The following is a 25,137-nucleotide window of genomic DNA, read 5'->3' on the forward strand; positions in this document are numbered from 1 at the left end:
TTTTGATCTTGGGCGTGGGTCATGAACGCTTACGATTCTGATCACCCTACTCTGTTCTATTGGGGGCTTGTCTTTAAAGTATACAAGGAAGAAGAATAATGAAAAGGAAGCATGACAATTTGGATAACTCCAAGAAATTTAAACGTTCAAAAAACTTGGTTTCAAAGACTTCGGCTCCTTTGACTAAACCACGAAGTGATTTAACCTTTTTCAAAGGAGTTTTTGTAAAAAATCACGATAAGGAAAAAAGATATTATTTTAAAGTGAAAACAATTGAGCGGGCTCAATTTGAATCCTATTGTGCCGCCATACATCGATTCATTGTAACCGAAAAATACGTACCTAGTTATAAAGCTTATGAAGGGAGCATGGACCCTTTTGATGAATGGTTTGAAAGCATAATTTCTATGCTGGATGATATGCCCACGGATCCGCTACAGCTTTTCAGTCATTTAATTGAACATTGTTCCTTGCCACTACCTCCGCCTGACGAACAGATGCATGGTGTGGCTTCAAAAGCTATTGATTTTAAATCAAATTTTGAGGATCCGCTAAGAGAAGAAGATTTAGTAATGAAGTGCCAACCTTTTTTTAATGGGTTTATGATGGCGAGAATCAATAAATTGCTGACCCAAAAAATTGATAAGCTTGAGGAATTTTTAAAAAACCTACATTTTAGCCAACGAATAAAAAATTTCTTTTCCCAGACGACTGCACATTATCAAGTAGAATTCTATAAAAATATATTGACCTCTTTGGACAGGGCAGATACTCAAATGATGCAAAACTGGCTTAATAATCCCCTATGTCCTAAAAAATTAAAACCATTACTAACTAGTTGGATTGAGCAGAATACAACAGGAGACAATACCGAACTGTCTATTCCCATTTTTGAGCAACTGGATATCCAATATCCGACGCCGGTACTAGATAAAACTCTCAACTTTTCCTTTAAGGGCAAAGACTATTCAATATCTTCCGAGTTGTTGAATCAATATAGACTTATCAAAGGGTTGGGTAGAACACTCATTATGCGTTCTGTTTTTAACGACTGGGATAACAATAACAGTAATTTTTCCAAAAGAGGACAAATGATTGATTTTGAATACAGCAAAATGAATGTTTTAATGTCTGGTCCATTTTGGCATCCCTACCAAAAGTTATTTGATAAAATTGTGAAGGATAAGAAACTCACTATAAATGAATCAGGCATAGAACAGGTATTAGACTCCGAAAGCTATCAAGAAGCGTTTAAATTTTTAGGGTTTGATCGTCGCAAATGGAGTCCTGATCTTATTAGCCATTTTCCCGATATGGGAGATAATGAGCCTTATGTGCATTACCATCCCACTAAGAGACTTTATTTTAACAGAGTCCTTTTTGGATTAGTGACTTCACTCTTGATAAAGTGCAGAGATAATCACGACCACGACATTGTTCAATTCATCTCGGGATTTATTACAGAGCTATTTTCTCCCCAAGATATACAATCGACTCCTAATTTTATCAACACATTAATTGACAGGTGTTACATAGGGTTTCTTGTTCTAAAAGGCGTTCTGGCAGGAGAGTCCCTGACAGATGTCTTGAAAAGGGAGCAAAATCGCGCTCTATTCACAAAGTTAAGTAATAAATGGGATGACTTCTATCATCAACATCAAGCACTATTTGAATACGCCGAGATGTTTTTATTAGAGAAATTTGGTTCAAAAACAAAAGTTTTTAGTCCAGAAGACAACGTAGTATACCAACTTCTTCCTCATCACCCTGTCTTTATCTATCATAAAAATGTTAGCTTATTAAAATATATTTTGACTACCGGCGAACACTACAGAGCCATGACTGAATTATATCTTGATAACGACATTACCAAAACTCAGTTAGTGGAAGATGAAAAACAGTCTCTAAAAGACTTAAAAAGTATATTAATACACACGAAACAATTCCAACAATTCATCACGAATCATGGTGAGGAAGCCATGGAGATTATTCTACGTGAGTTTGCTGAAACCAAAATAAAATATCAGAACAAACTAGATGAAAAGCCCCATTTTATAAACTTCGTGGATCGTTTGGATTTGACGGGTATAAAACAAGACTACTTGGAAATAAAAGAAATAATTTGCCTTTTAAATTCACAATCCGATTCTACCCCAACAAAGGGGGCATTTTAATCAAGCTAGTCTAGACTAACTCTTTGATTTGACGGTCGAAAGGAAGATTAAAATGCCCAAGAAAGATTGTATCCTAAATTTACCGGGATACTCTATTAAAAAAGAACCCGGTTTACATCGAGGTGAGTTATCGTTGTGTCGTCCGTTGTATTCATTGCGGTAATAAAAAGCTCCGTAAAAAAGACAGTTTTATAAGGCGTATTCGCCGCATTAAGAACTAATGAAGCCAATCTAGCTATAAAGTGTTTAAATAAACGAGAGAGCTATTCACAACATCAACCTGCAATTGCTGCTATTTATCAATTCAAACAGCATATTCATCGCTTATTGGAGTGAAATCATCTTGTGCTCAGGTTTTCTTCAGTTTGATGCCCCCCATGTATCATCAATCACCCCGTTTTTAATAAAACGATGAATAGTCGAATAAGGCCATTCAATCGGACTTTTTACATATCCATGTTTGACGGGATTATAATGGATATAATCTACATGAGTTTGTAAATCTCCATCATCTCTAATTCGATGTTCCCAAAATCGATTTTGCCAAAGATTGACATTCCCCCTGTTATTTTTCTTTAATGGAATATTTAACTTTAATAACGATTGAGTAAAATAGGTTTTAATCAATCGTATTCGTTTTGAATACTCTGAGTCATCGAAAGGTAATTGCCATATACAATGAATATGATCAGGCAAAACAACAATAGCATGAGTTGTAAAATTAGCTTTTGCTCTGACCGTTCGAAAAGCATTACTTAAATGATTGATATACTTTGTGAGATAGTTAGATTGTCTGTCTAATAGAATTAATGTGAAAAAATAGCTGGCGCCGGGTGAATAATCCCTACGGTATCGTACCATGTAAAAATTTCCTTAAGTTGGACAATGATGATTATATCAAATTTATATGAAATGAGAATCGCTTGATGGAGTAGATCCTGTATTACGACTTCGTCTAATACAGGCTACGCTTGCTTATGGCTTTAGGAATTTTGAAAATTATAGAGTGCGTGTTAAGGTGCTCTGCGGTTGATTGAAGCTGCCCCCTTAAATGGGAAAGAGCCAACAATTACTCGAATGATAATTGATAATACTTACTCAGCCATTATGTAAATGTGTATCTCTTGGATCCATTAAGCTCTTTATTTTGTTAAACTTAATCTCATCAAAGTAGAGCATCTAAAAAGGAAGTCATAGTGAATTCACAAAAACTTGAAAGTTATCTCAGTTTGTCCACACAGTTCTATGACTTAATTAGGCCAGAGCCTCCCAAGGATGCTTATTTATTTTATCGATCTTATGTTTGTGAAGCGGATAGGCACATTTTAGAGCCAATGTGTGGTTCTGGACGCTTTTTGCTCCCATTGATACAAGAGGGTTTTGACGTTAATGGCTTTGATGCAAGCGAATATATGCTAAAAGCGTTGCGTGATAAAGCCGCAGCGAGAGATCTTAAGCCAACGATATGGCACGATTATGTAGGTCACTTAGACGGAAAAAATAAATATAACCTCATCTTTATTCCCAGCGGTTCTTTTGGCCATATCATAGAATTTGAAGAGATTAAAAAATCTCTTGAGAATTTCTATGAAAACCTACATGAAAATGGGATTTTGTTATTTGAAGCAGAATCATCTCTTTCAGCACCTATGAGCCAATTGGGTATTTGGCGCGGTATGGTTTGTAATAAGCCAGATGGTAATTCAATTTTGATAAGCCGATTGTCAAACATACAGGATAATGTTTGCTATTCAATTGATAAATACGAACTGCTCGAAAACGATAAAGTTGTTCAAACTGAAATAGAAAAATTTAATGTTCGGCTTTATGATGATCGCACTATTTTATTAAAAATACTTCAAGACATTGGATTTAGAGATATTAAGATCGTGAAGGCTCATGATAGATCTTCGCAATCTGACGAAAATGATGCTGCTTTTGTTTATGAGTGCAGGAAATAAGTTAATAGTTCTTTGTTTGGGATTCTGTACAGAAAGGTTTCTCACCGAAGATAGATTTTATCCGTTGAATCACTTAAGATCTATCTTCACACATACCAAACGAATTGCCTCTGGGCTAAGCCCCCTTAATAAAATTCAAGATAAAATTCACCCTGACAGCAACATTTGAAGAAGGTATATCTATTAATTGATACTCCAATTCCGCATACGCCTGCCTCAGATCACTTTCAAATACCTGTGTCGCCTCAAACGTAAGTCGCCGCTCAGCATCATTGGTATAAATTTGTTCCCAAGCCGAAGCAAAGAACACTATTGGATTATATCGATGGGTACGGCTGGCTCGCAGCTCAGACCCGATTCCCAAATTAAAACATTTACTATAGGCAATCAGATCAGGTAGTCCTCTGTCAAAAAACACCAAATCATATTTAGGAGCGTTTTCATAATCATAAAGCATCCTCGATAACATCAGCTCCTTAAACAAAAATGGATTTTTATCATAAACCCCCTCTCCATCAATGAGTCTTTGTTGTTCCAGAACCCTTCTGGCAGGCTCCTCTATAATCGGGAATCCACGTTTTGATAATTCAGTTAATATCGAGGTTTTACCACTACCTGGCGGCCCCGTTAATATATACAGTTGATTCATTAATTCCTCTAAAAAATACCCTGCTCTTAATACAGCAAATCAATCGAGTCAGCCCCCATTGTTTTTCAAATAAAAGTAATGTGGCTAATGCCTTTAATCTTAAGATCGGTCAGGTTTGTTACCAATGAACCATTGAAAGAAATTATACTTTTTATTTTGCGGTTCTACGAGAATTTTAAAAAGTGTACCTAGAAGTGTACCTAAAATTTACCGGAGGAATAAAAACGTTTTGATTTTATTGTGCAACTTACTGATTTTAAAGGGGTTTAATTGGTCGGGACGGAAGGATTTGAACCTTCGACCACTAGCACCCCATCCTCTTGCCATCAATATTTAAAGTAATAACTTTCACTATCAAATATAACAAAAAACCCTTGATCGGTAAAGGGTTAACGCCTATTATGGATATAATTTAGTAACTTTCGATAATATTCAAAAACAAAATCAAGTACCCACCAAAGTACCCATTAGTGCCACTTATATGCATGGGAGAAAATATGGCAAAGTTCACGGACACTTACATTAAAAATCTCAAACCTAAAGAAAAACGTGATGAAAAATATGAAGGCGGTGGCTTTGGTATATTCATTTATCCAACGGGATCTAAAACATGGATCTATCGTTATAAAATTGACGATAAAAAAGATTATATGATCATTGGGCATTATCCTGAAATGAGTTTGGCAGAGGCAAAAAAGAAATTCATTGATCTACGTGTCATCCGTCGAACTGGAACAAACCCAAAACTGGTGGCCAAGCAAGAAGAAGATCAAGCTAAATACACAGTCAAAGAATTCGTATTGAATTGGTATACTAACTATATTGAACGCCATCGAAAGCAACCCCAGCAAATCAAACAGCATATTAATTCAGACATTATCCCTTCCTTAGGTGATATAGAACTGCAAAATATCCAAACAAGACATATCACTAAAGAATTAGACAAAATAGTTAAACGGGGCTCCCCCGTCCATGCCAATAAAGTACTTAGCACAATAAAACAAGCGTTCAACTATGCGGTAAGTCGTGGAGAACTGGCGATCAATCCTGCAGCTAATATTCGCGCAAGAGATATAGGTGGCCAAGAAAAACCAAGAGATCGCTTTCTAACTCTGGATGAAATTAAGATTTTATGGAAATTTCTGGACAGTGATTTAAATGCGATATCACTACAAATAAAAATCGCCTTAAAGCTATTATTGCTTACTGGTGTACGTTTCGGTGAATTAAGAATAGCTAAATGGTCTGAATTTGATTTTCAAAATTCAATGTGGACCATACCTGCAAAAAATACGAAAACTGGCATTGTGATGCATGTTCACTTGACTGAATTAGTAATATCCCTACTTAAAGAGTTATATAACTGCAGCGAGGGAGAATATGTCATTAGTGGCGCAGATGGTATCAATGTTCTTTCTGACAAAGCATTACCCAAAGCAGTAATCCGCATCCAAGATAGGGTTAATATCCCACAATGGACACCCCATGATTTACGTCGAACCTTTGCTACACAAATGGGAGAAGCCTTGAATATTGATCCAGTAGTAATTGAAAAATGTCTAGGACATAAAATGCCAAAAATAATGGCAACTTACAATAAAAATGAGATGCTTCCACCGCGAAAAGAGGCATTAGAAAGATGGAGCGATTTCATTAAAGAACTTATTTTCGAGTCTGATCATGGCATCAATAACTTATCCCTGGAAAAATTTATACCTGAGCTTCAGGCATATTGAGATAAAATAAACCAACTAAAAATTACTGTACTTTTTTTGACACCGTACAACTATAGTGATACACTTATAATGACTAATGAAATTAATTATATTGCCTATGAAGGCAATGAATATACAATTGAGTGGTACTTCGATGCAAAGCAACAAAGTGAAGCACTTGATTACTATAACTCATTAAATAAAGACGAAAGAATCCAACTGTTAAAGTTATTAAAGCGCATGGGAGATGCGGGAGTTATCAAGGACATAACAAAGTTTCGAAATGAAGGCGATAAAATTTATGCTTTTAAACCACAGCCTGATCGATTCCTTTGTTTCTTTTATGAAGGAAAAAAAATTATCATTACGAATGGTTATAGGAAAAAACAACAAAAGTTGCCCCTTAAAGAAAAAGAAAACGCTGTGGATAAACGCGATGATTACATAAACAGAATTAAAACAGGTGACTATTATGAGTAAGAAATCATTATCAACGTTTGAAAGAGAAATGCTCGATCCCGATTTCAAAGAGCAATTCGATAAAGAATATACTGAATTCTTATTAGCCGAAACTATCAGGGAATTAATGGAAAGCGCCCACAAAAGCGTTAGAAAATTAGCTCAAGAGTCCGGCCTTTCACCCACAGCCATCCAAAATATACGATCAGGCTTGCAAGATGATATGAAACTCAGTAATTTTTTAACAATTTCCCATGCTTGTGGTTATCATCTTGTCTTAGAGAAAGATGATAAAAGAATCCCTTTATAAATATAGTGACCTACAATGTAATTAAGTTCTAATGTATGGAAACAAAATGGAACCTCACATAATCTGTGACCCCATTCATGGAATAATGGAGTTAAATAAATCATCGTATAAAGCTGTAAAATCGATAATCGATGATCCTCTTTTTCAGAGAGTGTTGAAAATTCTCATTCTCCTGTTGTTAAAACAATATTAGACAAATTAAAAAGAGCAAATTGAATTTAAGGTCCTTCAGAAAAGGCCCTAAAAAGGACCTTTGGTATCTTGAATAATTGTTCTACTTATCCCCTAAAAAATCGAATGCTTCTTTAATTATGAGCAACTCTTGGGGATTAGGGCTTACCACTGATTTGTCCGTAGTATTTTTTTTCAAAAGCTCTAAAAATCTATTTTTTTGCTGCATTGATATGTATTCCTTATTTTCAAGAATTATCAATGAAGCTACCATGCAATTATTTATCTTCTCCAAAGCATTATAAAGCTCATCTATGGGAGATATTTTACCATTACTAACCCGTATTAGAGCATGTGACCATGACTTGATCTTAATCCTACTTTGCACATAGTTATTATCTTTAAAGAACGCCATCCCTGCCTTGGAAATATAATTATATAAATATTTTTTTACAGGAATAATTACTTTTTCAGGATAATCATTAATCAAGATGGAGAAGCTCTGCAAAGTACTATTTAAATCCATTTTCTTCAAAAGTATCATGATTCTTTTGCGGGAATTTTCACCTTCATTATCTAATAGCAATTCAAACAATAAACGATTTATCGTATTATTTATCATGATTAAATTTTGATTTGAAAACTCACTAGAGAGCCTTAAAAGCAGCTTATCGATTGTAGCGATTAAGTCATCATCAGTTAACATAAGCCTATTGAGCATCAGCGAATTCACTATAACTCTGGAATCATGATTTTCAGTAAGAAGAACAGTGAGTGTACTGTTTAAATTCACCCAGTCACTTTTCTCAAACTCCTCTTTGGTTTTTATTTTTTGGGTTATTAAAAATAATAATTTTGTTTTAACCTCATTATTTGATTCACTATTTATATCATCTATTAACTCACTATAAGTAATATCACTTAAGTCCTCAATTTCATCCAAATAATTTAATTGTTGTGACAATTGATTTGGGTATTTCTTGTATAAGTCCCACAAGCGTCGACCGTTATCTCTGTTCGATTTAAACGGTATGTGGGCTGTCAGATATGTTTCTGCTAAAACAGGAGGTATCTCACCACGCTGATTAGGGAAAGCGTTGAACAAATCTTTAGGAGCTTGCGTCTCATTATAGGGGGGAATATCTGTATTCAAGACATCCTTGTATAAATATTTAACAAAGGTGTCGCATCGAAAAACCGCGCAATTGCTAGTTAGAATTTCGCGTGTGTCATTGGTTAGTGGGTTTGTAATAATTACTTCTTCTGGCCCACCAACATGATAAATTGGCTTTAGGGTATATTGAGGACAATATTGACTTTGAATGACGGCAATATAAGCCATCTGCCCAGAATCCAATACATCCATTTCACCGTGGTTAAGTTTACCATATCCATACCGAACGCCCCAAACATCTCTTTCCTCTTTTATCTGACTAAGACTTTTGTCAAAATGAATTATTGGCTCAATATTCGTAACCTCAATAACCATGTTGCTGATTTCAGGCAAATCTTCAAATTCTCGTGTCCATATAATTCCTACGTGCCCAAACAATCCAGGAGGCATCCGAAGCAAATCACCGGCATAAACATCTCCGGGACACGCCTTTCTATAACTATTACATGTACCATCTATACATTGATATTGTGGCTGAAGAGTAAAACTAAAATAGTAATCATTATACGAGTCGTCAGCAAAGGTACAAGTATATTCTACATCTTTTGGTCTTGGTGAATTAGGATATCTATCCATGTACATCTCCCAAGTATCAAAAGAGTATTGAATAGGCCAATCATCTGAAATTTTCCATATAGCATCGACAATAGTTTCAATACACTTTCCACCATTATAATTTTGTTTGTAAAGCTTGTTTTTTATTTCCTCAAATGAAGTGCTTAGGTTTTCATATTTAAATTTGGTTGAAGAAGCATTTGAACCACAACCATCTACACTTCCGGTGTCATAAGTAGCTTCTTGGTACCACTTGCCAGTTGGTTGAATAAGGTCAATGTCACTGGCTGCTAGTGCAGATGTTGTGAAAAATAAGCTAAAAACAATGGTTAAATACTTTTTTGTTGAGGTCAAATATGATGAGCTTAAATTGCTACTTTTAAAAAAATCCATTCCGCAAAATCCATATTAAATCCAGATCGGCGGCATAGTATCAGTCCATGAATCACTTTACTAGACTTACTTACCTTTGGGCTCATCCGCACTTCAACTCCTTTCGATTTTAATTGAAAGCGATAGAAAAGCCCCAAAATAGGGGCTTAATAGCATGAAAAAATATGACTCATTCCATTTACTTCTACCGAATAATAATCACTAATAAAAAGATCACGAGCAAAAGCCTCACAATCAAAATAACACATCAAACTATCCGGTATCGCATTACTATAGCACTCTTCAAAAATATACCAGGCAAAATCAACTTCTGAATCATAGACGCCATGATAATAATCACTTATCATAGTTTCTGCATCTTCAAGTACATACTCACCCAAAAGCGCCCGTCCCAGCCCCCCGTGTTCAACAATAAACTCGGAATAAGCTACGATGGTTCCTATGGATTCATACTCACTAAGACGAAGACTACCAAAGCCATCATAATCATGTATCGCAAACTCTTCCGCACCCTCAACAGGACTATTTTCTAGCATAGCTCTGATGTCTGCCATAATATCATTTTCACTTTGACTGGCGTCTATCCACTCACCATGTAAGTTCCCGCTGTTATAAGATGCCAAGCAGGCTACATAAATTTGAGGTTTATCCATGGGGTTGTTCTCCTTAAAGTTACAAAGAGAGCAAGCCCCAGCGGGAGCATGCTCCCGCATTGGGTTATGAATTAAACAGCTGCAAGTCTAATTGGATTCTTATGATTTCTAACAAACGAAATCAGCGATTCCAACTTACTTAAACTAAGATCAGCCTGCTTAGCATCATCTATAGATAACTGCTGGCGAAAACCTTGCAGATCATTGATGCACCAAGCCAGTTCAACAAGTAGATGTTCAATTTTCAAAGATACAGTATCGAGTTTTTGCATGGTATTTCTCCTGGTTTAAAAGGATTACCTACCCCAATCGGGATAAAAATCCCCATTGGGTTTGCAAAAGCAAATATCACCGACACAGTGGTTGATTTGCCTGATTGTTAAAGAAGTTATGCTCGAAGCATTCCTAGGCATAAAGCCGTGAATCATATCCATGAAATTGAATCCAAAAATAGCAAGACTCAATAATTTCCCGACTAAACGTTCCACCAGTAAATTAGGGAAGAAGATGGTGTTATCACAAGACCTGTAGGTTTCACCAGAATTGCGCTGGATCATCAGTTGTGTTGTTTTCAATTCTATCTAACATTATTGGAAAATCAATACATTTTCAGAGGCTGTTATCAAATGAATCTGTTTGACATTAAATGATATTTAAATTTACTTTTAACTAAAAAAAGTTCTATTTTAACATCCAAGGTACCAATTTTGCGCAGTAGCATATAAGGTTTAGTTCAATAGCCCTTGCGAAGGAGCAAATTATAGCAAGTTAAATAAAACTATGTCCGCTTTGTGCGTCCCATAATGCTTTATAAAAACCTCCCGCATCGATTAATTGTTTATGACTGCCAATTTCGATAATTTTGCCTTTGTCCATAACTAAAATATTATCCATAGCTAAAATTGTTGATAGTCTATGGGCAATCACAATAACAGTTCTATTACTCATTGCAATTTGTAAAGACTCTTGTATCAGTTTTTCTGTTAAAGAATCCAGAGAACTTGTGGCTTCATCTAATATCAAAATAGGTGCATCTTTTAAGACGGCTCTTGCAATCGCAATTCTTTGACATTGGCCGCCGGACAATTTTATACCTCTTTCTCCAACTGGGGTATCATATCCTTGTGGCAAGTTAAGAATAAACTCATGTGCATGAGCCTTTTTAGCAGCATTCATAACCTCCTCATAAGAAGCATCAACTCTGCCATACAATATGTTTTCATAAACAGTTCGATGAAACAAGCCAGGGTGTTGAGGGATAAATGCTATATTTTCTCGCAAGCTTTGTTTATTTATCGTGCTTATATCTTGCTGGTCAATAAATATTTTTCCCTTATGTACATCATAAAGACGCATGATTAATTGAACCAATGTACTCTTTCCAGCTCCGCTGTACCCAACTAAACCGACTTTAGAGCCACCCGATATATGGATGTTTAAATCTTTAATAACAATATCATCAGATTTATATCCAAAATTAACATTCTCAATGATAATTTCAGCATTACTAATATTAAGTCTGGGCGCTGATGGATTGGCTCTTTGGTAATGCTTTGTAAAAATCGTATCTATGGCTTGTTGACATAATCCTGCTTGTTCACCTACAACCAATAAGCTTTCGGTAAGAACCCATATTTGATCAATAACTGTAATTGCTAATATAAAGATAAAAGCAAAATCCCCAACAGAAATCGCCCCTTTGTTACCAAGAAAAAGCAGTAACAGTATAGATGATCCCTGTAAAATCCAGGCAAACCCACCAAGTACCGAAGCATTTAGCATATTTTTGAATTGCATGGATTTATCTTTTTCAACAGTACTAACTGTTGTTTTTTCTAAGTATTGCGCTTCATAGTTCTCTCGAGCAAATAAAAGCATATTCAACGCATTGGAAAAACAATCAACTATGTTCCCAACATTTTTAGCTCGTGCTTCAGCATAGGCACGGGCATAAGGTTTAATGCTGTTAGAACAATAATATGCTGTAACAATAAATGCTATTGAGATAACGAAAAAAATTAAGCTGAAATAAGGACTCACCAAACCTACCATGAAAATAGAAAGGATAATGGTTAAACCTTGTCTTAATATATTAAACCAGGCATTAACAATGTTCTGGATGTTACTTGTTAAATCAGAAATTTTTGTACTAATGGAACCACTTAAATTATCTTGAAAAAAAACGTATGATTGGCCTCGCAAATATGAGGTGGTAACCTCAATGATATCTGCTTTCAATTTTGGTATGGACTGTAAAACGATATAATTATAAAAACGCCATATAAAAGTAATTATAAATCCCAGAATGATGAGCAATAGTGCTGGTTTCAGACAAACATCTAGAAAATTTTTATTATCGGTGTGGGCTGCTGCATCCAAGAGAAGTTTTAAAACATAGGGATTTAACACATTATGGATTGATGAATAAATACCCACAAGCAGCATAGCAAAAAACCACTTACGATAAGGAGACGCTATTTCGAAAAAAAAGCTACTAAACTTTGGTGGTTTATCTATTTGCATTTTTGTCATTAAGGTCTCATGTGATAATTACAATTATATAAATCCTGTTTTGGTCTATTTGGTTATCAGTATTTTTGTTATGAGAAGTATAGAGCAATTAGCTCTTTGAAGCCCACTTTGAATTTTAAAATATTATATACAGTAATTTCTAGCTAAGCCCATTAAAATCGGAATGGTTATATAGCTACCGTTCATAAAAACCTATTAACCGCAATAACTTTTATGCAAAGCTTTCCATAAAACTTATTGTGGAAAGTAAGTGATTATGTAAAGTAACTCGAAAAAGAACAGTACTATCAATATATAGATGCCTAAATACTTTGCATAATATCTCCGATAATCCTTCTATGCGGCCATAAAAGACCGCCGCACTTAAAGGAGGATTATCTATGAATAAGGTTAAATCAAAAAAGTTATCACTAGATGAATTAGTTTTTGGTGCTTTAAGTCAATTACAAGTACTTAAATATAACGCTCGCTCAATTCGTCGTTATCAGTCCACTTGGACAAGGCTAATAACGTTTGCCAAAAAGTATGGCTTCAAAAATCAGCTTTGTGAAAAGCTTATTCTTGAATTTTTAGCACTTTATGATATTCGCTCTGATTTGCCAACTGCTGCATACAATGATTGGCGAAGACATGCAGAATTTAGCCTTAAAATACTGTGGAATTATGCCCGTTTTGGCTATTTCGAGCGTTGCAAAATTGTATTAGACAAACTCGAAATCCCATTTGCAATGCAGAAAAGTCTATATGAATATAAAAAATATTGCATAGAGAAACGTTACTTGAGTCCCAACACTGCAAGTGTATCTATTAGCCAAATAAGTTTATTTCTTGATTTCATGGGAAAACGAGATATTAAAACATTTCGCCAGATACAACCCAAAGACATATCCGATTTTATCTGTTCATTATCGCGTTACAGTAAAAAAACTATTTCAGGAATTGCTTCCTATCTACGTATGTACTTCAAATTCCTGATTTATCGAGGTGACTTGAAAAATGATTTGAGCCAGTCAGTACCTAGTGTTTCTGTTCCTTATCAGGCAAAAATACCATCCGTTTGGGACCGCGAATTGATAACTAAATTACTTGATACAGTCGATAGAAGCTCACCCAGAGGAAAACGTGATTACGCTATGTTGCTACTGGCCTGCCGATTAGGGTTAAGGTTAGGGGATATTCGTGAGCTTACATTAGATAATATTGACTGGGAAGCAGAAATGATCTCAATCACTCAAGGCAAAACTAAAGCTCCTTTATGTCTCCCTTTAACCAATGAAGTGGGTAATGCTCTGATCGATTATATTAAATTCGCTCGTCCCGAAACAAATTATAGGCAAGTATTTCTGAAGTTAACACAGCCTTTCACTCCCTATAGCAAAAATACTCATTTTTATAACATAGTTAGATACTGGCGCGATTTATCTGGTATTAAATTTAGAAGCCAACAACACCAAGGTCTGCATTCACTTCGACATAGTTTAGCCACTTATTTGCTAGAGGATAATATTCCATTTTCGCTGATTGCTGATATTTTAGGTCATGCCTCCATGAATACAACGATGATCTACGCTAAAGCGAGCGTTGAAACATTACGTCAAGTGGCATTGAGTATCAATGAGGTGAATCATGTCAACTAACAGCAAAGCTATTCAGTTTGAAAGCCCACTTGCACCAATGATGAATCAACTGATTCTGGAAAAACGAGCCAGTGGATATAAATATGAAAAACTAGACCGTATTTTAAAGTGCTTTGATCACTTCCTGTGCCATACGACAATAAAGCAAAATGAGTTACCTAAAGAACTTGTATTGCAATGGCTGGAGAAACAACCTGATGAGCAAGCTTCAACACAACAACGTCGAATTATTCTCGTTCGGCAACTTGCGCGATTAATGATACGATTGGGTTACCCAGCCTATGTACCTCCTTATCGCTTTGGCGCTCAACGGTCATATGCTTTCTCACCCTATATTTTTACACAAATTGAGATTCAAAAAATTCTTCATGCTGTAGATCAACTTAAGCCAGCAGCAAGTTCGCCCCTGCGACATCTTATTATTCCAGAGATATTTCGCTTATTGTATGGATGTGGATTTCGATTAAGTGAGGTATTGAATTTACGTGTTCGTGATGTTGATTTGAAACAAGGTGTTATCACTATTCGAGAAGGTAAGCATGGTAAAGACCGGCTGGTTCCACCTGCGTTGGACATGGTAGAACGCTTGCGAGTATATGCTGAAAGCATAGATACTAACTCTCTGGAAAAACGAACTGAAGACACTTTCTTTTTCCCCTCACCGTCAGGAAGTTGTTGGGGCAAAGGAACCATTTATACCTTATTCCGAAAGATGTTACTCCAATGTGGTATTCCTCATGGAGGCAGAGGGAAAGGACCAAGAGTCCATGATCTTCGCCACACTTTTGCGGTACACAGACTGGTTCAGTGGTATGAGGAAGGTTGTGATCTGAATGCGAAGCTACCTTTTCTTGTAGCCTATCTTGGCCATAAAAATTTTACAGGTACACAGAAATATCTTCATCTGACTGCTGAGTTATTTCCTAACCTGACTGAACGCATGAATGAACAGTTTGGCGGTGTAATACCAAAAGGGAGACAATCATGAAACCAACAGATTTTTCAATTTATTTAAGCCGCTTCTTGAGCAACTATCTGGCTGGCCAAAGGAACTTAAGCCCGAATACTATAAAAGCATACCGTGATGTCTTTATTCTACTATTGCGATTTTGTCGTGATGTAAAAAATATTCCGATTGAAAAACTACAACTTGAACAGGTTGATGTGGTTTTAATAGAGGCATTTCTCGATCATATTGAAAAAGATCGACACTGTACGCCACGCACATTAAATCATCGTCTAACCACACTGCATGCATTTTTTCGGTATATTCAAGTAGAAGATCCACTATATTTGCTGCAATGCCAGCGGATACTGGCCATTCCGTTGCGCCGGTTTGTCCGTCCTGAAGTGAGCTATCTCTCTAAAGATCATCTTGCTGCTCTTTTAGCACAACCAAATCTTGGAAAACCTGAGGGTAGGAGAGATGTTGTGCTATTAAGTACTCTTTACGATACTGGTGCGCGAGTTCAGGAATTAATTGACCTTACCGTGGGCGATGTACGATTAAAGACGCCAGCCCAAGTTCGTATTTTAGGCAAAGGAAGAAAAATACGTGTAGTTCCTCTTATGGATAATACAGCTAACCTTTTGCAGAGCTATTTGCATGAAAATAATTTATTGCTTCCTGAGACGTTTGATTATCCATTGTTCCGGAACAATCAAGGTAACAAATTAACACGTGTAGGGGTTAATTATATTCTACAAAAATATGAACGGTTAGTACGTGAAGCTTCTCCCCAGTATAAACAAAGAATCAGTCCGCATACGCTTCGACATACAAAAGGTATGCATTTGCTACAAGGTGGCGTCTCTTTAGATATTATTCGCGACTTCTTAGGCCACGTAGACATAAAAACCACAGAGATTTATGCCAGAGCTAATCTTGAAATGAAACGAGCAGCAATTGAAAAAGTCAGTACGGCACCAATACCAAAAATACCTTCATGGAAAGAAAATAAATCATTATTGCAGTGGCTGCAATCTTTATAGAGGACACATACATGCGCTATTTTAATCGAGAACCACCTGTAATTTTTTAGATATTATGTAATGTAATTTGGTGGATGAGCCATGAAATTATTAGATTTTATTGAACTACTTTACATAATCACTTACTTTCCACAATAGACTTTAGTAATAGCCAAACGAGAATGGCCTAATTGGCGGCTGATTATCTCCCTTGCTCCTCTATCCCATTCACGCTCTTGGCCCCTGAGATTTCTTGAAGAAGTACCCCCATTAATTGGACAAGTTAATCCCTTCCCGGTTACGTCAAACCTTTTGGTCAATTCCACATATAGCCTCTGAGCATAGGCATGGCGTAGGCCATGACATTTGCTAAGGCCCATTCTTTGTGTTTGAACTTGATACTGACTAAGGTGCTGCTTGTAGGTTCTATCTTTAGGAATCAAAGAGTAACCTACTGGGGCTAACTGTATGACTTTAGCAATCCACTTACGTTGCTCCTCATTGGTGATTTCAACGATTCGCCCAATACCTCCCTTTGTCCAGCTAGGTTTTATTTTAAGACAATCACCTTGCCAGGCCTCGCTGATAATCAATTTCATTGATTCTTCCCGACGTAATCCAAAAAGCGATTGGGCTTCAAGGGATAATTGAATCATAGGATCAGTACATTTTGAAAAATCTATCTGATGTATGGCTTTGCTGTGAGTAGGGATGTAGCTACGCTTTGGAATTTGATAAGCGTCATTATCGGGTTTAACCAAATGAGGCTTATCCAGCAAAATGCTTAGTTTACGTAATTTTGCCATGTAGTTTTTTATTGTTGCAGGATTTTTGTCCTGGGTTTTCCAATGCTCGACCAAGATATGAATATGCTTGGGTTTGAGGCCATTAATGTGCCCTACCTGGTATCCTAATTCATGTAAGTCCTTAATGCAGCGATTTAGCATATGGCGCATATCGGCTTTGCTGGCAAAGGAGTATACCTTGATACTTTTAACGCATTCATTAATGGAGAACTGGGCACTTTTTAATTTTGATTTACTCATTTAAGTAGAGCCATAGTGTATTAGGGGATTTAATCCCCATTTCATCGCGAATGAGCCAATTCGTTTGGTAATTACCAAGAATTGGCTGTAGTTCTTTTTTTAATTGTTGAGCATAAAGGTATCGGTAGGTTTTATTGGTTGGTAATTTATAAGCACTTAGTGCCATACCCCAAAGAGTGCGAATGGTATTATAGCGATGCATATCAACCAAACTTTGGCGGCCTTTGCTGTATTGAATCAATGCCTGAATGCTCACGAGTTGGCTCTCATGACGAATGGGGATTTTTCTATCCTCTGAATTAAAGGCAACTTCACGGGTGAGCAAAAGTTTGTGTTCTTTGATATGTATGTCTGGTCTTAGATTAATAGATTCATTGAAGGTCAAACCGAATTGGATTTGAAAGGCCATAATAATTTGCGCGACCGGCTCATTTATATTGGTCCAAATATCTGTTGGAACTATTTTTTTTCTTTTGGAAGAATAAATTCGACCCAATCCCAAGGATTTATTATCGATTCCTTGTAATGGACAATCGATGTTGTTTAAGAAACTTCGTATCGTGGTCATGTAATCCATAATAGTAGCAGGCTTAACTTTATTGTCTTGCCAAAGCTGAATCAGGTTCTGGATATGCTGAATTTTTAAAACAGACCAAGAACTGGGGATCTCACCATTCGTGAATAAATCATCAATCATTTTGTGAATGACGAAAGCTCGATTTTGTTTATCCTTGAAGCTGCCTCGTGTATCCGATTTTAAGTAGCGATTGGCAGATCGCCTCAAAGACTCTTTTCGCATGATATTGTTCTCTAAAAATACTTGCCCTGACTTTGGTTTAGTGTTGATCGAGCGGCTCACTCAAAAGCGATACCAGGCTTACGCCACAAGGCTCCAACTGGGGGGCAAATCAATCGTTATAAGGCAAACGATATTGCCGATTTACTGCGGTTTTTTAGTATTGTTCTCCTTTTTTATTTAAATAGGTAAATGAATACGCAAAGAAGTACTCTGCGCTTAGACTGAGTCATTACAAAATGTTGTGATGACAGTAAATTTCTAAAGAAATCTACGCTGCCGAACGGCAGATATCCATGAAGGGTTTCCCGACTCAAACGTCCAGCCACTAGGTTAGGGAACAGGATGGCTTAGCATAAGACCTCAATAAGGTTTCGCCTGAACTACCCAGGCTCATCAGTTATGCTTGATTTAAAACTATCAAAATGGTGCTTGCTGGGCAAGGGGTTTTGAAAGGAAATTTTATCCTATCGGATTTGGTCCGATAGGATAAAATGGCTGAATGTGTTGATTTTACTGGGTGAAATCAAGGCTGTTGTTCTGCGTCACTGCTAATAAATTGCAGTGACGCAGAGTACATAAAACCCAGATTACCAGTAGCTATCTGTTTAAGAAGCTTCTTAAACAGCCAGCTATCGAGCCAGGATGTTCTTCTTGGACTGTCTTTGACTGGTTTGAAGTTGCATCATACATGCGCTTGTAACTCAAGGCTGCGAAAACACCCAAAAGATCGTTAGTGATCGTGAAAGCCGTTATTAAATCGCTTTCTTCATGGCTATCTAACCAGGAGGAAACACAGAACCGTTGTAATGTTTGATACCGAAAGTCATCCGGCTTTACGTTGTGGAAATAAGTCAGGTTCCATAAGCAAGTATTTAGCGAGAAAAATGGATGGCCAATCACTGTTTCTCCCCAATCAATAATGCTTAGCTCTCCTGTTTTTGAGTCAAGTAGAATATTGTTATCATGGAAATCGCAATGATTGATGGTTTCAGGGATCTTATACTGTGACAGCCGTTCACATTGTTCTACACAGAGATCATAAGCCTGATTAAGCGTAGTGATTTCTTTTTGAGATAAGCCATCAGCAATCAAGAGATCTGTTTCTTGTATAAGCTCGCGGTACAACAAAGGAAATTTATCAAGCCGCCAATCGTGGAGGCCGAAGGCAATCAGCTTAGGTGTATCATTTTCTAAGGTTCTCTGAATAGACACATAATGGCTAATGCCACGCGCCAATAAATCCATATCAATACTGTCCTTTGAAAACTGAACGCGTAAAGAGACATCGCCACAAGCGGCTGTCAAAAAGCAATGATAGCGGTCATTTTTTGCAATGACGGTTGGGATATGTTGACATCCTTGATCTTGGAGCAAGGAAATTGTGTCGGGTTCAAGAAATAGCGCGGGTGGCGTTTGTTTCAGATAGAAAACGCCTTGAGAAGTACTTATTTTTTTCACAATCGAATGGGCTGGTTCAACTATTTTTTGAATGGCAACCAGTTTGCAATCATGAGATTCCAGATAATCCAATGCCCATTGGGTCGCAGCATCATTATTTTTCATGCTTCTTCCAGATATCTTGCAACCTTGGCACCACACGTTGCACATTCGCCTTCAAGCGTAATTGTCCTACCATTTTCTATAGCAACAGGTGATATCATTCTGCATACTCCACTGCATTGACTGCACCAGACATTATTTAAAATTAACTCTTTCTGCTTTACTTTTTCCCATAGGTGGAGCGCCTTTTTGGTGCCACAAACACCTGCAATTTCTGGAATCAGGGTTCTTTGTTTTGCCAAATCCCAGTAACGCATTAACTCATCAAAAGATTTGCCTTGTAGATTTTCCAAGCCCTGCTCTTTAGCAATGGTCTTCATTGCATTTAAACGATGTTCAAATTTATCCAGGCTTTTGCGCAGGGTAAGCTCGGTATCAAAGTTACAATAAGTGCATAAAGAAAATACTGCATGCAGTAAATCGCCTATTTCATCCTGCAAGGATTCTCTTTTGTCTTTTTCCTCCAGATGCTCTTCAATTTCTAGGCACTCACTGCGAATTTGCGCCATTATTTGGGATTTGGTTTCCCATTGTAGACCAAAAATAACGGCTTCTTTCTCTAAATGCTCAATGTCATCAAAAATGGTTTTCTTCATTCTATTCTTCCAATTCAAAAGCCCATGCTCTATGCGTGTGATAACAGTGGAAACATCAACTGGTTTTCATCGAACAAGGTATAGGGGATGTATTTATCTCGCCAATAGCCGGATTGGTACCATTCTTCAAACGATAAATTAAAGGTTTTAACTGCCGCAGCGCGCTTTTGCTCATCGTGTTAATAACCCTTAAAAAAGTAAGTTCTTTCATTCGCTCACCTTGTAGGCTATTTTGTTTGGATTTATGAATAATTTGATTGTGTTAATTTTCTGTAGTATCCAATCTGCACAAGGTTCTAACGATGCTTTGATATCTTCCCAATATTCATTTTCAACGCCGATGCAGATAGATTTAGCTCTATTCATCACGGCTTGGTAAGTTTTTGGCAACCGTTCTATTACCCAATCCGCTGCATCTGGTTTGGAGCAAATTGTATTGGTTTCTAAAGTACACCAAATTCGTGCCAGGGTGAGTAGCACATTTCGAGTATCATCTTTGATATCGGCTGCAAGTCTATCCAGATCTTGAAGCATCGCTTTAATAAAATCAGCGTAGGGAACTGGCGCTAAAATTTTTTCTGGCTGCTCCCCAAACAAGGTCTGACTTATCAATAAAACCTGAGTGATAATCAAGGCAAGATCAGGCATTTCAAGATTCGGGGGTTCAATCTCACCCATTTCAAAAGAAGCTCTTAGCCATTCTCCATATTGAAAATCAAAACGAGGGGGATAATGCCAGGGGTTGACTGCTCCTTTTTCAACAATCGTCATTTCTAGAGGCCGTTTTGCGCTTTTCATGTAAAGGCCTGATATGTGAAGCAGGTGTTTCGTCAATTCATTCTTTTCACTCAAGGTTGTGGCATGATTAATTACAACGAATAAGTCAATGTCACTGTATTTTTGTAAACCACCAACAAGGGCTGAACCATAGAGATAAACGCCCAAAATATTGTCACCTAAAATTTTAGTGACTACATCAAGACATGCATTGATTTGTTGCGCATCAGGATTGTTTTCTAGTTGTTCATTAGAAGAATTCATGGCAATAATCCAATTAAACGCATGGGCGCTTCGGTTGCTTGTTTGATTTTCAATGGGAAGGCCATGACAAAACTACCTATAGAGGGTAATTGTTCACTATTTGCAATGTTTTCCACGATGTATCGTCCTGAATTTAACAAGATGCGATGCACAGGATAACCATCATCTAGCCTGTCAGGTGATAAGGTATCTATGCCTAAACCCACAATGTCCCGTGACACCAGCAAGGTAGCTGTTTCTGCCGAGACAGAGGGAAAATTATGGTTGTTACGATATTGGAGGGGGTTACCCCAGAAACGTGACCAGCCTGTTTTCATGATAACGAATGAATCAGGTTGAATAAGATCATGCGTTTTTTCAAAATCAGCAATATCTTGGGGTGTCACATTGTATAGTGCATGCGCTTTTGTGGATACATCAATAACCACACAAGGAGAGACCAATTGATCCAGCGGAATTTGGTCTATAGATAGGCCATCAGGACAGCAATGCGCGGGGGCATCCATATGTGTTCCCATCCCTGCGGGCATAGTGAGGCTTTGCACTCGAAATGGGGTTTCGCTGGTAGAGTCAGCGTAATCCAATACTATTGATGACGAAAAACCACAGGTTTCCTCCCAGGCGGGACTGTTTTCATCTAGAGTATGGGTTAATTCAATAAGTTGGTAAGGAAATATCAAAGGTTTCATTTTTTATTTCATTTTGGCTAGGGTTAAAATATTAAGACTTTTATCAGGTATAAATTGATGGCCATCCATATCATACTGGTTGAGCACCTCAAATCCATTTTTTTCCAGTAAATTCTGCAATTCTTGTGCTGTGTATATTTGTAGACTAAAAGTGTTTGTATGGTATTCCGGTTTGCTACCTTCTTTTGTAATCGTATATTTATCATGAGAAATAAGCAGGCCACTTTCTCTGTCTATTTCTGAATGTTGCTGATTGCGAAATGTAACACCATCAACAACGCTATTGATATCCATAACAAAATCTTTAATGATCTCGTCCGTAAGAGCTTGTAAGTTAAATATATCAAAGATATATATGCCGCCATCATTTAAGTTATGGCGTATATTTTGAAGAGTTATTTCAAAATCTGATTTGTTAATATGTCCTATAGCACTAAATATTGTTATAACTGCATCGAATTTTCCTACATTAATAGTGCGCATATCTCCTGCAATGAACGGAGCATTCAGATTCATTTTCTTGGCTTTATTTCGTGCTGAATCAATTAAAGCGGGACTTAGGTCACTGCCTGTAATTTTATATCCATGTTGAGCCAAATAGAGCACTTGCGAACCAGTACCACAAGTCATGTCCAGAATTGTTTTAGCTCCTTGCTCTTTTAAAAGCTTTTCGATCAGCGCATTTTTATTTTCGGTATTATCATTAATGTTATGCGCATCAAAAAACTGGGGTAATTGTTGGTATTCAATTGGCAACCCAAGATTGACCGTTTTATTGCTCATTATTAATACCTCTTATATTGAAAACAACCTGTTTTACGCTTTTAATAAAAATTTCTGGTTGATCAATGTGAATATTATGCCCGCTTTTTTTAACTATTTTAAGAATGCTATTTGTGGATAACGCAAGCATTTTAATTTTTTCAGCTTTTGCTAATGCTATAGGTTTCTTGAGATCAAGATTAAGCATAGCATTAAATGCGCCACGCTGATGTTTACTAATTACCGCACTAACAAAATATTTTAATTCTCGATAACGAGTAACAAAATGAATCATCTCATTTTGCTCAGCAATAATAACAACTAGAGGCTTATTTCCTAACAGATGAGGATTTTTTTTATTCATTTTATCCAAATTATCCATGTCTTTACTTTCAATCTTGCGAAAAATATCGATTTTTTGTAGGAAATCGTTACCTATTGATTGGACTTTAATTTTAGCTATGATTTCTGGGTTTTGTTTGGCAGCTTGCAGTTGATTCTCACTAACCTCTACATGACTCTTTAAATAAGCATCTTTTTTTTCATTAACAACGATCAAGGCGTTAACAAGCTCATCAGAAAAGCCATAATCTTTCATTTTCATAGTACCTGAAGTTGCTTCAACTAAAACCATGCCTGCAACTTCTTGTGGGTATTGCTCCAAGAAATTACGTACGTACAATCCCCCATAAGAATGACCAACTAAAATGTAGGGTGGAGGACTGTTTGTTCTGATTAATGGATTGTTCAATAAAGTATGTAAATCTTGCGTTGTTTTAAGCGCATCGAACTGTATTATATTATTAGGAATGCTGCTTTTCCCCAACCCTGCTCTACTATAACTGCAAACGCGAGTAAACTTGGCAATCTCAGGTTGTACTTTTGACCATGTAGATAAATCTGTTCCACTGCCTGCTTCAAGAATCACTGTAGGACTCCCTCTACCCTGGCACACTATATGTAACTTATGGTTCCCCACATTAATCTTGGCATCGAATACAGGAATAGAATTCTGAGAGGAGTATGTTGCATAAGAGATCATTAAAAGGAAAATAATGTTGGTGATTTTAATCATTAGATTGGCTCAAATTAAGATCTCAATTGTTTTAATCGATTTAGAATAATGGCCTTAGTTCCAGCCTGTCTTGCTAGATTTAGGAACAAAACATCTTATAATGCCCAGCATGTCTCTCTCCCTGTACTACAATAGATAGAGAATTATATAAGGATTTCTTTAAATGACCAATGAATTTGGCGATAAGATAAAAAAAAGTTATGACAATATAGCCGATGTTTGGAATCAAAAACGAGAATGGTATATAGAACAAGAATCTATTGATGAGGCTATCTCACATCTGGAAACAGGCTCCTGTATTTTAGATGTTGGATGTGGTTCTGGTAAACCTATTGCAGCATACCTTCTTTCTAAAGGTTTTGATGTACATGGAATAGATATTTCAGCAAAACAGGTTGAGCATGCAAAACACATTATTCCGAAAGAAAAACTTTTTGTTACAGATATCTTTTCATTCTCAACAACACTTACCTTTGATGCCATTATTTGCTGGTTTACTATATTCCATATCCATGCAAATCAACATCCAGAAGTTTTAAAAAAACTTCATTCTTTATTAAAACCTAAAGGCATACTATTAATCACCTTTGCAGATACTGGTATAGAACCTGAGGGCACCGACTTGACCGTAATCGATGAGCATACTATTGAATCTGAAATGTTTGGCGAACGCTTTTACCATAGCGGGAACCCTGCTCCCATTAATAGCCAAATAGTTAAATCTGTTGGTTTTAAAATAATTGGAGATAAAATCGATCAACCTGGAAATCAAGTCATTTTAGCGATGAAAGAATAAATAAAAGGTAAAAACCATGATTACTCCACTTAGAATAGGCGATACCATTGGTCTGATTACTCCTTCAAGCCCTATGATGCCAGGACGACTTGAATCTGGTATTTCCTATTTGCAGCAAAAAGGATTTAAAGTAAAAGTAGGTAAGCATGTACATGATTCACAACGTTTTATGGCAGGAGATGACGAAAACCGAGCCCAAGACATTATGGATTTTTTTCTCGATCAAGAAGTGAAAGCCATCATGGCTACAGGAGGAGGATATGGTTCGCAAAGAATACTTCCTTTTCTTGATTATGATGTGATTCGCGCTAATCCTAAAATCTTAACGGGTTTTAGTGATACCACAGCCCTGCAATCAGGTTTATTAAAAAAAAGCCGGCATTATTTCTTGCACTGGTTTTGTATTTGGTGACTTAGAC

At 36.8% G+C, this 25,137-nt stretch carries 25 protein-coding genes and 1 pseudogene; 11 read left to right on the forward strand and 15 right to left on the reverse strand.

Annotated features, from left to right (window positions below):
- Nucleotides 1–98 precede the first annotated feature (98 nt).
- Nucleotides 99–2,174, forward strand: a complete 2,076-nt coding sequence (locus tag LFA_RS10885; RefSeq protein ID WP_045096212.1) for a hypothetical protein — start codon at nucleotides 99–101, stop codon at nucleotides 2,172–2,174.
- A gap of 52 nt (nucleotides 2,175–2,226) precedes the next feature.
- Nucleotides 2,227–2,380, forward strand: a pseudogene (locus LFA_RS19865) (ISL3 family transposase); the annotation flags it as partial.
- A gap of 154 nt (nucleotides 2,381–2,534) precedes the next feature.
- On the opposite strand, the gene LFA_RS10890 reads toward LFA_RS19865, so the two are convergent.
- Nucleotides 2,535–3,035, reverse strand: coding sequence for an REP-associated tyrosine transposase (locus LFA_RS10890; RefSeq protein ID WP_045096213.1), 501 nt, complete (start codon nucleotides 3,033–3,035; stop codon nucleotides 2,535–2,537).
- A 335-nt stretch (nucleotides 3,036–3,370) separates the two neighbouring features.
- On the opposite strand from LFA_RS10890, the gene LFA_RS10895 reads away from it, so the two are divergent.
- Nucleotides 3,371–4,135 carry a class I SAM-dependent methyltransferase gene (locus tag LFA_RS10895; protein ID WP_045096214.1) on the forward strand — a complete coding sequence of 255 codons (765 nt, stop codon included), beginning with the start codon at nucleotides 3,371–3,373 and terminating at the stop codon, nucleotides 4,133–4,135.
- A 115-nt stretch (nucleotides 4,136–4,250) separates the two neighbouring features.
- Here the strand turns inward: LFA_RS10895 and LFA_RS10900 are convergent, their stop codons facing one another.
- The gene (locus LFA_RS10900; protein ID WP_045096215.1) at nucleotides 4,251–4,784 is read right to left on the reverse strand and encodes an AAA family ATPase; all 534 of its coding nucleotides are present in this window, start codon (nucleotides 4,782–4,784) and stop codon (nucleotides 4,251–4,253) included.
- A 497-nt stretch (nucleotides 4,785–5,281) separates the two neighbouring features.
- Between LFA_RS10900 and LFA_RS10905 the strand changes: the two genes are divergently transcribed.
- The 3 genes from LFA_RS10905 to LFA_RS10915 all read left to right on the forward strand — a co-directional run bounded on the left by LFA_RS10905 (nucleotide 5,282) and on the right by LFA_RS10915 (nucleotide 7,268).
- The gene (locus LFA_RS10905; protein ID WP_045096216.1) at nucleotides 5,282–6,520 is read left to right on the forward strand and encodes a tyrosine-type recombinase/integrase; all 1,239 of its coding nucleotides are present in this window, start codon (nucleotides 5,282–5,284) and stop codon (nucleotides 6,518–6,520) included.
- Nucleotides 6,521–6,589: 69 nt separating this feature from the next.
- A complete protein-coding gene (locus LFA_RS10910; protein ID WP_045096217.1) occupies nucleotides 6,590–6,979 on the forward strand; it encodes a type II toxin-antitoxin system RelE/ParE family toxin in 390 nt (129 codons plus the stop codon).
- Complete coding sequence (locus tag LFA_RS10915; protein WP_045096218.1) at nucleotides 6,972–7,268, forward strand: helix-turn-helix domain-containing protein; 297 nt, start codon at nucleotides 6,972–6,974, stop codon at nucleotides 7,266–7,268. The genes LFA_RS10910 and LFA_RS10915 overlap by 8 nt, the downstream gene beginning before the upstream one ends.
- Before the next feature lie 274 nt (nucleotides 7,269–7,542).
- Here LFA_RS10915 and LFA_RS10920 read toward each other — a convergent pair whose 3' ends face one another.
- From LFA_RS10920 to LFA_RS10935, 4 genes are all read right to left on the reverse strand, one after another.
- Nucleotides 7,543–9,561, reverse strand: a complete 2,019-nt coding sequence (locus LFA_RS10920) for a hypothetical protein (RefSeq protein WP_045096219.1) — start codon at nucleotides 9,559–9,561, stop codon at nucleotides 7,543–7,545.
- 146 nt (nucleotides 9,562–9,707) lie between these two features.
- Nucleotides 9,708–10,214 (reverse strand): antirestriction protein ArdA, encoded by a 507-nt coding sequence (locus LFA_RS10925; RefSeq protein WP_045096220.1) that lies wholly within the window; start codon nucleotides 10,212–10,214, stop codon nucleotides 9,708–9,710.
- Nucleotides 10,215–10,285: 71 nt separating this feature from the next.
- The gene (locus tag LFA_RS10930) at nucleotides 10,286–10,486 is read right to left on the reverse strand and encodes a hypothetical protein (protein WP_045096221.1); all 201 of its coding nucleotides are present in this window, start codon (nucleotides 10,484–10,486) and stop codon (nucleotides 10,286–10,288) included.
- 496 nt (nucleotides 10,487–10,982) lie between these two features.
- The gene (locus LFA_RS10935; RefSeq protein WP_084602166.1) at nucleotides 10,983–12,746 is read right to left on the reverse strand and encodes an ABC transporter ATP-binding protein; all 1,764 of its coding nucleotides are present in this window, start codon (nucleotides 12,744–12,746) and stop codon (nucleotides 10,983–10,985) included.
- Nucleotides 12,747–13,126: 380 nt separating this feature from the next.
- Here LFA_RS10935 and LFA_RS18890 point away from each other — a divergent pair, with 380 nt between their 5' ends.
- The 3 genes from LFA_RS18890 to LFA_RS10950 are packed head-to-tail and all read left to right on the forward strand — an operon-like array spanning nucleotide 13,127 to nucleotide 16,375.
- Entirely contained in the window at nucleotides 13,127–14,383 is a 1,257-nt protein-coding gene (locus tag LFA_RS18890; RefSeq protein ID WP_006871348.1) for a site-specific integrase, read from the forward strand.
- Complete coding sequence (locus tag LFA_RS10945; RefSeq protein WP_006871349.1) at nucleotides 14,373–15,371, forward strand: tyrosine-type recombinase/integrase; 999 nt, start codon at nucleotides 14,373–14,375, stop codon at nucleotides 15,369–15,371. Before LFA_RS18890 ends, LFA_RS10945 begins: the two co-directional genes overlap by 11 nt.
- The gene (locus LFA_RS10950) at nucleotides 15,368–16,375 is read left to right on the forward strand and encodes a site-specific integrase (RefSeq protein ID WP_006871350.1); all 1,008 of its coding nucleotides are present in this window, start codon (nucleotides 15,368–15,370) and stop codon (nucleotides 16,373–16,375) included. Before LFA_RS10945 ends, LFA_RS10950 begins: the two co-directional genes overlap by 4 nt.
- A 122-nt stretch (nucleotides 16,376–16,497) precedes the next feature.
- Here the strand turns inward: LFA_RS10950 and LFA_RS10955 are convergent, their stop codons facing one another.
- The 9 genes from LFA_RS10955 to LFA_RS18900 all read right to left on the reverse strand — a co-directional run bounded on the left by LFA_RS10955 (nucleotide 16,498) and on the right by LFA_RS18900 (nucleotide 23,922).
- Entirely contained in the window at nucleotides 16,498–17,400 is a 903-nt protein-coding gene (locus LFA_RS10955) for a phage integrase N-terminal domain-containing protein (protein WP_045096222.1), read from the reverse strand.
- Nucleotides 17,393–18,199 (reverse strand): phage integrase N-terminal domain-containing protein, encoded by an 807-nt coding sequence (locus tag LFA_RS10960; protein ID WP_045096223.1) that lies wholly within the window; start codon nucleotides 18,197–18,199, stop codon nucleotides 17,393–17,395. The genes LFA_RS10955 and LFA_RS10960 overlap by 8 nt, the downstream gene beginning before the upstream one ends.
- 597 nt (nucleotides 18,200–18,796) lie before the next feature.
- Nucleotides 18,797–19,762 (reverse strand): aminoglycoside phosphotransferase family protein, encoded by a 966-nt coding sequence (locus LFA_RS10965; RefSeq protein ID WP_045096224.1) that lies wholly within the window; start codon nucleotides 19,760–19,762, stop codon nucleotides 18,797–18,799.
- On the reverse strand, nucleotides 19,759–20,355 hold the full coding sequence (locus LFA_RS10970) for a MazG nucleotide pyrophosphohydrolase domain-containing protein (RefSeq protein WP_045096225.1): 597 nt from the start codon (nucleotides 20,353–20,355) through the stop codon (nucleotides 19,759–19,761). Before LFA_RS10970 ends, LFA_RS10965 begins: the two co-directional genes overlap by 4 nt.
- A 55-nt stretch (nucleotides 20,356–20,410) precedes the next feature.
- Nucleotides 20,411–20,566 (reverse strand): hypothetical protein, encoded by a 156-nt coding sequence (locus LFA_RS20180; RefSeq protein WP_197541186.1) that lies wholly within the window; start codon nucleotides 20,564–20,566, stop codon nucleotides 20,411–20,413.
- Nucleotides 20,563–21,396, reverse strand: coding sequence for an aminoglycoside adenylyltransferase family protein (locus LFA_RS10975; RefSeq protein ID WP_045096226.1), 834 nt, complete (start codon nucleotides 21,394–21,396; stop codon nucleotides 20,563–20,565). The genes LFA_RS20180 and LFA_RS10975 overlap by 4 nt, the downstream gene beginning before the upstream one ends.
- Nucleotides 21,393–22,076 (reverse strand): cyclase family protein, encoded by a 684-nt coding sequence (locus tag LFA_RS10980; RefSeq protein ID WP_045097560.1) that lies wholly within the window; start codon nucleotides 22,074–22,076, stop codon nucleotides 21,393–21,395. Before LFA_RS10980 ends, LFA_RS10975 begins: the two co-directional genes overlap by 4 nt.
- Nucleotides 22,077–22,088: 12 nt before the next feature.
- Nucleotides 22,089–22,868, reverse strand: a complete 780-nt coding sequence (locus LFA_RS18895) for a class I SAM-dependent methyltransferase (protein ID WP_052673942.1) — start codon at nucleotides 22,866–22,868, stop codon at nucleotides 22,089–22,091.
- Nucleotides 22,858–23,922 (reverse strand): alpha/beta fold hydrolase, encoded by a 1,065-nt coding sequence (locus tag LFA_RS18900; RefSeq protein WP_052673943.1) that lies wholly within the window; start codon nucleotides 23,920–23,922, stop codon nucleotides 22,858–22,860. The genes LFA_RS18895 and LFA_RS18900 overlap by 11 nt, the downstream gene beginning before the upstream one ends.
- A 163-nt stretch (nucleotides 23,923–24,085) precedes the next feature.
- Between LFA_RS18900 and LFA_RS18905 the strand changes: the two genes are divergently transcribed.
- Both LFA_RS18905 and LFA_RS20550 read left to right on the forward strand, forming a co-directional pair.
- The gene (locus LFA_RS18905) at nucleotides 24,086–24,718 is read left to right on the forward strand and encodes a class I SAM-dependent methyltransferase (protein WP_052673944.1); all 633 of its coding nucleotides are present in this window, start codon (nucleotides 24,086–24,088) and stop codon (nucleotides 24,716–24,718) included.
- Nucleotides 24,719–24,734: 16 nt separating this feature from the next.
- Nucleotides 24,735–25,130 (forward strand): LD-carboxypeptidase, encoded by a 396-nt coding sequence (locus LFA_RS20550; RefSeq protein ID WP_331709334.1) that lies wholly within the window; start codon nucleotides 24,735–24,737, stop codon nucleotides 25,128–25,130.
- Nucleotides 25,131–25,137 lie beyond the last annotated feature (7 nt).

Origin of the sequence: Legionella fallonii LLAP-10 (genome assembly GCF_000953135.1) — a bacterium.
Lineage (GTDB): Bacteria > Pseudomonadota > Gammaproteobacteria > Legionellales > Legionellaceae > Legionella > Legionella fallonii.